Source organism: Methyloradius palustris, assembly GCF_019703875.1.
Classification (GTDB): Bacteria; Pseudomonadota; Gammaproteobacteria; order Burkholderiales; family Methylophilaceae; genus Methyloradius; species Methyloradius palustris.
The window spans coordinates 1,207,719-1,217,730 of sequence record NZ_AP024110.1 but is presented as its reverse complement, the minus strand read 5'-3'; the positions used below and the strand labels follow the sequence as shown (position 1 = coordinate 1,217,730).

General features: G+C 48.5%; 10 protein-coding genes. 5 read left to right on the top strand and 5 right to left on the bottom strand.

The features are described from left to right. The first annotated feature begins 13 nt into the window (after nucleotides 1-13). Nucleotides 14-475, top strand: coding sequence for a hypothetical protein (locus ZMTM_RS05845; RefSeq protein ID WP_221765359.1), 462 nt, complete (start codon nucleotides 14-16; stop codon nucleotides 473-475). A 43-nt stretch (nucleotides 476-518) separates the two neighbouring features. Further along, nucleotides 519-2,852, top strand: a complete 2,334-nt coding sequence (gene pbpC / locus ZMTM_RS05840; protein WP_221765358.1) for a penicillin-binding protein 1C — start codon at nucleotides 519-521, stop codon at nucleotides 2,850-2,852. A gap of 92 nt (nucleotides 2,853-2,944) precedes the next feature. On the opposite strand, the gene ZMTM_RS05835 is transcribed toward pbpC, so the two are convergent. The 5 genes from ZMTM_RS05835 to ZMTM_RS05815 form a co-directional block, all read right to left on the bottom strand. Next, a complete protein-coding gene (locus tag ZMTM_RS05835) occupies nucleotides 2,945-4,168 on the bottom strand; it encodes an argininosuccinate synthase (protein ID WP_221765357.1) in 1,224 nt (407 codons plus the stop codon). Nucleotides 4,169-4,200: 32 nt separating this feature from the next. Further along, on the bottom strand, nucleotides 4,201-4,524 hold the full coding sequence (locus ZMTM_RS05830) for a hypothetical protein (RefSeq protein WP_225907112.1): 324 nt from the start codon (nucleotides 4,522-4,524) through the stop codon (nucleotides 4,201-4,203). 17 nt (nucleotides 4,525-4,541) lie between these two features. Then, on the bottom strand, nucleotides 4,542-5,465 hold the full coding sequence (gene argF, locus ZMTM_RS05825) for an ornithine carbamoyltransferase (RefSeq protein WP_221765356.1): 924 nt from the start codon (nucleotides 5,463-5,465) through the stop codon (nucleotides 4,542-4,544). A 27-nt stretch (nucleotides 5,466-5,492) separates the two neighbouring features. Continuing rightward, a complete protein-coding gene (locus ZMTM_RS05820) occupies nucleotides 5,493-6,674 on the bottom strand; it encodes an aspartate aminotransferase family protein (protein ID WP_221765355.1) in 1,182 nt (393 codons plus the stop codon). A gap of 204 nt (nucleotides 6,675-6,878) precedes the next feature. Next, nucleotides 6,879-7,082 carry a hypothetical protein gene (locus ZMTM_RS05815; RefSeq protein WP_221765354.1) on the bottom strand — a complete coding sequence of 68 codons (204 nt, stop codon included), beginning with the start codon at nucleotides 7,080-7,082 and terminating at the stop codon, nucleotides 6,879-6,881. Between the two features lie 78 nt (nucleotides 7,083-7,160). Here ZMTM_RS05815 and ZMTM_RS05810 point away from each other — a divergent pair, with 78 nt between their 5' ends. The 3 genes from ZMTM_RS05810 to ZMTM_RS05800 all read left to right on the top strand — a co-directional run bounded on the left by ZMTM_RS05810 (nucleotide 7,161) and on the right by ZMTM_RS05800 (nucleotide 10,007). Continuing rightward, the gene (locus ZMTM_RS05810; RefSeq protein ID WP_221765353.1) at nucleotides 7,161-8,282 is read left to right on the top strand and encodes an aromatic ring-hydroxylating oxygenase subunit alpha; all 1,122 of its coding nucleotides are present in this window, start codon (nucleotides 7,161-7,163) and stop codon (nucleotides 8,280-8,282) included. Further along, nucleotides 8,279-9,151: a DMT family transporter gene (locus ZMTM_RS05805; RefSeq protein WP_264081921.1), complete on the top strand. Its 873-nt coding sequence runs from the start codon at nucleotides 8,279-8,281 to the stop codon at nucleotides 9,149-9,151. The genes ZMTM_RS05810 and ZMTM_RS05805 overlap by 4 nt, the downstream gene beginning before the upstream one ends. Before the next feature lie 220 nt (nucleotides 9,152-9,371). Then, the gene (locus tag ZMTM_RS05800; protein WP_221765352.1) at nucleotides 9,372-10,007 is read left to right on the top strand and encodes a hypothetical protein; all 636 of its coding nucleotides are present in this window, start codon (nucleotides 9,372-9,374) and stop codon (nucleotides 10,005-10,007) included. The last annotated feature ends 5 nt before the right edge of the window (nucleotides 10,008-10,012 follow it).

The window sequence follows — 10,012 nt, the reverse complement described above, 5'->3', positions numbered from 1 at the left end:
GCTGTATAGCTAAATGACCAAACAAGAATTAGAAATTTGTATAAACCGGGCACTCGATAAACTCTTTGAGTTGGATGCATATCTTCTTGATATTGATTCCAGTGAGCGAAGCATGTCCCATCGGCTTGCAATTCATTTAATGTCAGAACTACCTGATTACGATGTTGACTGTGAGTACAACAGAGATGGCTTCGATGTTAAACGTCTTCAGTTACCTGAAAGAATGGCTATTGTTGATGATGATATCGAAGCAGTGACTGTTTTTCCTGACATCATTATTCATCAACGCGGGACAAAAGACCGTAACTTATTAGTTATTGAAATGAAAAAAGGCTCATCCACAATTGATTCAAGTTACGATATTAGGAAACTCAAAGCTTTCTTGAGTGAATTAAATTATATGTATGCACTGCACCTACGAATTGGTAAGTGCCGCAACAATGAAATGGCTAGGGAATTAGTTTGGGTAGAGTAGATATGCGATTTCTAACTGCAACTTTTTATTCTTTTGTACACATATGTGGCATATAAAACCAAGAAAAAATCTTCTTAAAGCATTATTTCTTGTTGGCGTATTACTCATAATCCGTTTCCTCCCGCATACACAACTCTCCTCCTACGCCCCCTCTTCCACCGCGGTACTAGCAGCAGATGGTTCTTTACTCAGGCTAACCCTCGCGGCTGATGAGCAATATCGTCTGTGGGTGCCGCTCAAGCAGATGTCGCCTACGCTGATTGATGCCGTTAAGTTGCAGGAGGATCAGTGGTTTTACTGGCATATCGGCGTCAACCCTTTAGCCTTGCTGCGCGGGGCTTGGCAGACTTACTCTGGGGGCAACCGCCAGGGCGGTTCGACATTGACCATGCAGCTGGCACGGCTGGTGTATGGCTTGAATACGCGCTCGCCGAGTGGCAAGTTCAAGCAGGTGGCACTAGCGCTTTGGCTGGAGGCTCGCTATAGCAAGCATGACATTCTGGAGGCCTATTTAAACTTGGCGCCGTATGGCCGTAATATCCAGGGGGTGGGCGCTGCGAGCCTGATCTATTTTGGCAAGACCGCAGACAAGTTGACCATGCCGGAAGCGCTGACGCTGGCAGTCATTCCGCAGCGCCCCAAACACCATGCCAGCCAGACCAGCTCGCTCGATCAGGCCAGAATGCGCTTATTTGAACGCTGGAAAGCCAGCCACCCTAGTAGTATGACGGATGAACAGTTGGCGCATGTGGCAGTACCTCTACGCAGCCTGAATCAGCTGCCATTTGCCGCGCCACATTTTGTCGATCAGGTGCTGGCGGATAACCAGGATTCCTCCTCAACTCACAGCCGCACTATCCAGACCACCTTGCAACCTCGCTTGCAAGCGCTGTTGCAGCGCCAAGTGAAGCAATACGTGGCGCAAAACAGCGCACGCGGGATACGCAATGCCGTCGCCATGCTGGTCGATACGCGCAACCAGCAGGTCGTTGCGCTACAAGGCTCGGCCGATTTCGGCAATGCCTCGATCGACGGCCAGGTAAACGGTTCGCAGGGTAAACGCTCGCCCGGTTCCACGCTCAAACCCTTCATCTACGGCATGGCGCTGGATCAGGGACTGATCCATCCATTGACCATCCTCAAGGATGCACCCACGGCTTTCGGCCCTTTTCAGCCGGAGAATTTCGATGGGCGTTTTGTGGGCCCGGTGACGGCGCGTGATGCGCTGATCCGTAGCCGTAATATCCCTGCAGTGTATCTCGCCAGCAAGCTCAAGCAACCCAGTCTGTATGACTTCATGAAAAATGCGGGTATCACTAAACTGCAATCCGAAGACCACTATGGCCTGGCGCTGGTATTAGGTGGTGGCGAAGTGACCTTGGAAGAGCTCGCCACGCTCTACACCATGCTGGCGAATCAAGGGCAGCTCAAACCCTTGCGCTATCTGGCTAATGAAGAAGCAAGCAAGAGTTTGCCCGGTATGCAACTCATCAGCCCGGAAGCAAGCTACCTAGTGCTAGACATGCTGGCCGCCAACCCACGCCCGGATGGCATCCCCGCCGCCAATGGCCGTAGCTGGGCCACCATGTGGAAAACCGGCACCTCGTGGGGATTCCGCGATGCGTGGACGGTAGGCGTGACCGGGCCGTATGTGCTGGCGGTATGGATAGGTAATTTCGATGGTGCTTCCAACCCCGCATTCGTCGGCATAGAAGCGGCCGCGCCCTTGTTCTTTCGCATCACCGATGCGCTGCCCATCACCATGCCTACTGAGCATGACCCTGTGCGCTTGCCACCGCGCACCTTAAAGCATGTCAGCGTGTGCGCCGCCAGCGGTGACCTGCCCAATGCCTGGTGCCCGCAGCTGGCATCTACCTGGTTCATCCCCGGTAAATCCCCCATCAAGGTCAGCACGCTGCATAGACCTGTAATGATAAACAACCTGACCGGCCAGGCTGCCTGCACGCCTTACGACAGTTCTAGCACACATCAGGAGATATTCGAATTCTGGCCTTCGGACATGATGCGGCTGTTCCGCGAGGCTGGCATGCCGCGTCGGGCGCCACCCACTGCACATTGCGGGAGCGATGCGCAAAACACGGAAGGCGATATACCCCACATTACCTCACCACTGAGCTCAGTCAGCTATACCTTACGGCTTTCGAGGCTCGACGAAACCATCGCCCTGCAAGCCACCGCCAGCGGCGATGCAAGGTTGTTGTACTGGTTTTCGGATAAAGACTACTTGGGAAATGTAGCAGCGAATAGTGGGGGCAAGCCTTGGAGGCCAAGTACATCAGGATGGCACAATCTAACCGTTGTAGACGATAAAGGACGCAGTGCTAGCAGGGATGTGCAGATTGAGATGCTGCCTTAGCCAGCTAGGCTAAGACCGCAATATTAATGCTAAATATTTGCCCAATAATATCTAGGCAAGCCAATACCAACAAGGCTAGCAATGCACACTGCTTATTTGGTTCTGTTACGTAAATTCGCTGCAATGCGCATACGCAGCGCATTCAGCTTGATAAAACCACCTGCATCTTTTTGGTCATAAGCGCCTTTATCATCTTCAAAAGTCGCGATGTTTGGATCGAATAATGAATCCGTTGCACTATCACGGCCAGTGACGATGACGTTGCCTTTATACAACTTCAAGCGCACCCAACCATTCACGGTCGTTTGAGTGTTATCTATTAGGGTTTGAAGCACTGCACGTTCAGGGCTCCACCAATATCCGTTATAAATCATGCTAGCGTAGCGCGGCATGAGGTCATCTTTAAGGTGTGCGACTTCGCGATCTAGCGTAATAGACTCAATTGCGCGATGTGCCTTCAACATGATCGTACCGCCTGGGGTTTCATAACAGCCACGCGACTTCATGCCCACATAGCGGTTTTCAACCAGATCCAGGCGACCAATACCGTGCTTACCACCGAGCTTGTTAAGCTGAGCTAACAATTCGTGTGGCTTCATTTCCTGTCCGTTTAATGCAACTGGGTCGCCATTTCGGTATTCAATATCCAAGTACTCAGCGGCATCTGGTGCTTTTTCAGGTGAAACCGTCCAGCGCCACATGTCTTCTTCAGCTTCCGCGGCAGGGTTTTCCAGATGGCGGCCTTCGAAAGAAATGTGCAACAAGTTTGCATCCATAGAATATGGGCTGCCACCTTGCTTGTGTTTCATTTCCACAGGAATGCCATTGGTTTCAGCATACGCCAGCAATTTCTCACGGCTGAGCAGATCCCACTCACGCCATGGCGCGATAATCTTGATATTAGAGTTAAGTGCATAAGCGCCTAACTCAAAACGTACCTGGTCATTACCCTTACCAGTGGCGCCGTGCGAAACTGCATCAGCATTAGTCTCTGCCGCAATTTCAATTAATCGTTTAGCAATCAGCGGGCGCGCAATGGAAGTACCGAGTAAATATTCGCCCTCATACACCGTGTTCGCACGGAACATAGGAAACACGAAATCACGCACGAACTCTTCGCGTAAATCATCAATATAGATTTCTTTTACGCCAAATTTTTTAGCTTTTTCACGCGCTGGTTCAAGCTCTTCACCTTGGCCAATATCGGCAGTAAAAGTCACTACCTCACATTGGTAAACATCCTGTAGCCACTTAAGAATGACTGATGTATCAAGGCCACCTGAATATGCTAATACTACTTTGTTAATTTTATCCATTATTCACTTCAACTATAATAATATTAAATAAATCAATGCTTTAAAAGATCAAACGCCAGCAAGAAGTTGATGCCTACCATCATAACCAGACCAACGATAAACACCACGTCAGCCCATCGCTCCAATTGCGCCGTGTTACTTTTGGTTCGTATTGATGTGTATGACAATAAAGCACTGGTGATGAATACCAAGCTATCAAACGCGATCAAATCGTCTAACCATTGACCACCTTTTGGTAGCAGTTGCATCAAACCTATAACCGTCATGCATACGCCGACCATGGTCGCTGATACGGGCAATATATGATGAATTACCCCTCTATTGCGGCCTTCATCTAATTCTTGATTATCCGACAACTAACTAACGCTTTCCATCAAGGCTTTTCAATACGTCCTAACAACAGGTATTCCATCAAGGCTTTTTGTATATGGAGCCTATTTTCAGCTTCATCCCAAACCACGGCCTGTGGCCCATCAATGACTTCTGCTGCGACCTCTTCACCGCGATGTGCTGGCAGGCAATGCATGAACAAGGCATCAGCTTTTGCGGCCTTCATCATTTCTGCATCTACTTGCCAATCAGCAAAGTCGCGCATGCGCTCTTCGTTTTCCGCCTCAAAGCCCATTGATGTCCAAACATCAGTGGTCACTAAATCGGCATCACGAGCAGCATCCATTGGATCTGCGAATTCTTCATAATGGGCATGGCCATACAGCCCGGCGCGCTCCGGCTCAACTTCATAGCCAGGAGGCGTAGAAACATGCACGTTAAAATCTAGCACTTCGGCCGCTTGCAACCAGGTATTACAGACGTTGTTAGAATCACCAATCCAGGCCACAGTCTTGCCTTGAATCGGGCCGCGGTGCTCAATAAAGGTCAGAATATCCGCCAGAATCTGGCAAGGATGATATTCGTTAGTCAGGCCATTAATCACTGGCACACGAGAGTTAGCAGCAAAACGCTCGATGATGCTTTGTTCAAATGTACGAATCATCACAATGTCGCTCATGCGAGAGATGACTTGTGCTGCGTCCTCCACTGGCTCGCCGCGACCTAACTGTGAATCCTGCGTATTCAAGTAAATTGCCGAGCCACCCAATTGCTGTATGCCCGCCTCAAATGACAGCCGTGTACGCGTGCTAGCTTTCTCGAAAATCATGACTAAAGTACGATCGGTGAGCGGCCAGTATTGCTGGTAAGTCTTGAACTGCTGCTTGATCCAGCGCGCACGCGCGAAGATGTAATCGTACTCGTCGCGGGTGAAATCTTTGAATTGCAGATAGTGTTTAATCGACATGACTTAATCAGTAGGGTTAATTAAACTTTATTTAGCCAAAAAATCTTTGATCAAGGCAGCAATGGTATCAACCAAATGCTGCGCCTCAGCTTGGCTTATCACCAATGGTGGTAACAGTCGAACAACCGTATCAGCCGTCACGTTAATCAGCACTTTAGATTCAAGGGCTTTTTTGACTAATTCCCCACAACTGCGATCAAGCTCAATACCAATCATCAAGCCAGCATTTCTGATGACGACAACACCAGCAATACCAGCAAGCTGTTTTGCAAATTCTTTATTGATCCAATTGCCCAAAATATCAGCGTTGTCACGCAAACCTTCTTCTTCGATGATCTTCAAAGTTGCCAAGCCAGCAGCTGAAGCTAATGGGTTTCCACCAAATGTTGAGCCATGTTTGCCGTAGGTGAATACGTCGGCTGCTTTGCCTTTGGCTACACAGGCACCAATCGGCACACCTGACCCCAAACCTTTGGCAAGAGACATTACATCTGGCGTAATACCTGTGTGCTGAAAGGAAAACCAAGCGCCAGTGCGGCCTATGCCACTTTGCACTTCATCCAGCATCAACAACCAGCCGTTTGCATCGCAAATTTCACGCAAGCCTTGCAGATAAGCCTTGGCGTCATGCGGAATATTGACGCCGCCCTCACCCTGCACAGGCTCAACCAGCACCGCCACCACATTGTGGTTATGCTCAGCGACTTGCCTGACGGCTTCAAGATCATCAAAAGGTACGCGGACAAACCCGCTCACCAGCGGCTCAAAACCAGCCTGCGTTTTACGGTTACCAGTGGCGGATAAGGTTGCCAGCGTACGGCCATGAAATGCCTTATCCATCACTATGATTTCAGGCGCTTCTATGCCTTTTTGATGGCCATACAAGCGCGCAAGCTTGATAGAGGCTTCATTAGCTTCACAGCCTGAGTTACAGAAAAACACGCGATCCATGCCAGCAATTTCGCAAAGCTTATCAGCCAGTTGCGACTGCTCTGCAATCTGATAGTTATTTGACACATGGATAAGTTTGGACACCTGCGCGCCCAAGGCAGCCACAAATTTAGGGTGCGAATGGCCCAAGCCATTCACTGCGACACCAGCCAAGGCATCCAGATAGCGTTCGCCTTTGTCATCCCAAAGCCACACGCCCTCGCCTTTAACAAAGGTTACGGGTTGCCTTGCGTAAGTATTCATTAAGTGTTCGGACATTGTTGGTTTGATATTACCCAATAAACTCAGTTAAAAACTGAAGTGTTAATAAAAGCACTGCGCTAACCAAATTAAGCTTCGCCAGCCAAAAAAAAGAAAAGGCGGCAATTGCCGCCTGTTGCAGCTTAATTACCTTTTATGACAAACCAATCGCAATATTGCGGCTAATGGCTGGCAAATAATTAAATGTGCGACGTATCAATTTCATATTTCAGCTTTAATATTCAAAAGAATTAAGGTTTCGCCAAGAGTGCTGAGGGTAAAGCAAAAGCCTCTATTTGGCAAGTAGCGCAAGGCTTCAGCTTGATATTTTGCCGCATGGATTAAACTGGCATTAGCCAATATTTCGCTTGAAATATCACTTGAAAAAAAATCCGAATCGGGCAAAATCTTATGCCCATTAAGCATTTAGCCATCATGGTGAATAAATCATGATTTCCAGCTTTTAAATCCACACCAATAATCATTACTAAAATTACCGCATTTATGGCATCAATACTATCCAAGCAGTCCGCATCTGTCACCCGCATTCATCAGCAATCTGCGCCGCAATTGCCAGTTGCATGGTATGTAGATGCCGACATTTATGCATTGGAACAAAAAGTATTATTTGCCAATGCGCCCAAATATGCAGGCCATACACTGATGGCACAAAACCAAGGCGATTTTTATACGCTGGAATGGATGCAAAACGCAAAAGCGCTGGTGAACAATGGCAAGGACATCAGCCTTATTAATAACATCTGCAAACATCGCCAGGCCATCATGCTCAATGGTAGCGGCACAGCCAAGCATATCGTTTGCCCTTTGCATCGCTGGACTTATAACCTGCAGGGCGAGTTATTAGGCGCGCCGCATTTTGATGAAAATCCTTGCCTGCACCTGAACAAATCCCCATTACAAAACTGGAACGGCTTATTATTCGACAGTCAGCGTGATATTGCCAAAGACCTTGCCAAGCTTGGTTGCAAGCAGGACTTTGACTTTACTGGCTATCATCTGAATCGAGTGAAAGTTGAAGAGTATGCTTTCAACTGGAAAACGTTTATTGAAGTCTATCTTGAAGACTACCACGTAGGCCCTTTTCACCCTGGGCTCGACCAATTTGTAGACTGCGATAAGCTGCAATGGGAGTTCAACGAGCATTACAGCGTGCAAACAGTCGGTGTGAAACATGGATTAGAAAAGTCAGGGTCGCCAACATATCAGCGCTGGCAACAACAGGTGCTCGAACACACAGGCGGCGCGACACCTAAATACGGCGCGATCTGGATGGTATATTACCCATTCCTGATGATTGAGTGGTACCCCAATGTACTGGTCGTTTCACACATCATTCCGCGAGGGGTAGATGCTTGCACCAATGTTGTGGAGTTTTACTATCCCGAAGACATTTCACTGTTCGAGCAAGCCTTCGTTGAGGCGCATCAAGCCGCCTATGAAGAAACTGCGCTTGAAGACGAAGAAATCTGCCAGCGCATGCATGATGGCCGTAAAGCTTTATTTTCCATTAATGAAGATGAACGCGGGCCCTATCAGCACCCAATGGAAACAGGCCTTGAGCATTTTCATCTCTGGCTGCGCAAGCAGCTTGACCCACATCTGTGAGCTATTTCAGGCGCATCAACCAACTTAAACTCGGCAGCTTGTGGATGTTGGTAGCGGCATTCTTTTTTTCCATTATGGGCGTGCTGGTCAAAATCGGTTCTCACAAGTTCTCCAGCCCTGAATTAGTGTTTTATCGTTCGTTCTTTGGCTTGGTATTCATTTTTGCCATTACGCGGGCTCGTGGGCTTTCACTGGCAACGCCCATCATGGGCAAACACATGCAGCGCTCTATCCTTGGCTTCATCTCACTGGTTTTATTCTTCTATGCCATCGGCAAACTACCTTTAGCAACAGCCGTCACTTTGAACTATACCTCCCCCTTATTCATGGCCAGCCTCTTGCCGTTCATGCTGCATGAGCGGCCAAAAAAGATTCTGATCATGGCTATTGTGATTGGCTTCATCGGCGTCATTCTGCTACTCAAGCCAAGCCTGCATATTGATGAGTTGATTGCTGGTGGCGCTGGACTGCTATCTGGCATATTGGCGGGTATTGTTTACATTCATGTCGCGCAACTTGGGCGCGCAGGTGAGCCCGATTGGCGGACGGTATTTTATTTCACGCTGGTGTGCACCATCGGCGGTGCTTTATGGATGCTGTTGCATGATTTTAGCTGGCTGGCTTGGCGCGATTTACCTTTGTTGCTGGGCATAGGTATCTCAGCAACCATCGCGCAACTGGCCTTAACACGGGCTTATCGAACTGGTAGCCCGCTGGTAGTAGGTAGCTTGGCTTACACCACAGTGGTACTAGCCAGTATTTTTGGAATTATCCTCTGGGGTGAAACCCTGTCACTTGATCGCTGGCTGGCGGTTGGCCTGATTATCCTGAGTGGCATTATTAGCGTACGTGCTACACCTAAGCTCTGATTATTGGCGCCCTACTCACTCACGAATACAGCGCTCATTTGCAAAAATACAACAGTTTTGAGCCATCTTTAATTTAAGCGTTTGTTTCACATAGACAAGCACTTAAAGAAAGAATAATCTTCACTTCCCGCGCTCAAAATGTACAGGTTAAGCCCCGCTATCTTTTATGCTGACACATTGCTTAAAAACAACTGCGGCCAGACTCGCTCTGGCGCTGATAGTGAGCCTTTCACTCTCTGGATGTATAGGTGGGCCAATCGCGCAACAAATCGCTAGCTCGCTAGCATCAAGCGTTGCCAGCCAAGCCACCTCTGATGCTTATGACGCGCAACTAATCAAAGAAGCACAAGCAGACCGCGATAGAGAAATGAATAGCAGGCAGCCCGATAAATATTGGGCCGCATTCATCACTGCTGGATTCAATAAAGTAGAACCTGTTCAAGAAGCTGTGCCAGACAGCATCAAAACCCAATTCGCAGAAACAGCGCCAAGAACCAACAAAATCCAAGGTAACCAGTTAGCTGAAGTGGAGCTCTGGAATTTATTGATTGGCGATGAAAAACAAGATGTGCTACAAAAAGCCCGCATGCTAGGTGCCACCAACCTGCCGCCGCAAGATGAGTGGGCAAGCTGGCAACTCGGCACTGGGGCGATTAACGGTGATAACAAGCAACAGATTGTATTTCTGATACCACCAAGTTTTGGTCGACTAAGAAGCGGAGAACGCACTGTAGTAGAAATTGCAGGGGCTGGAGAACTGAGTATCGCGCGTTATCAAATTAGCAATCCGAGTAACCAACGTTTAGTCACTAGTCACAGCAACAACCCTGTTGTTGCTTCGCAAGCCTACAAGTAAGGCTT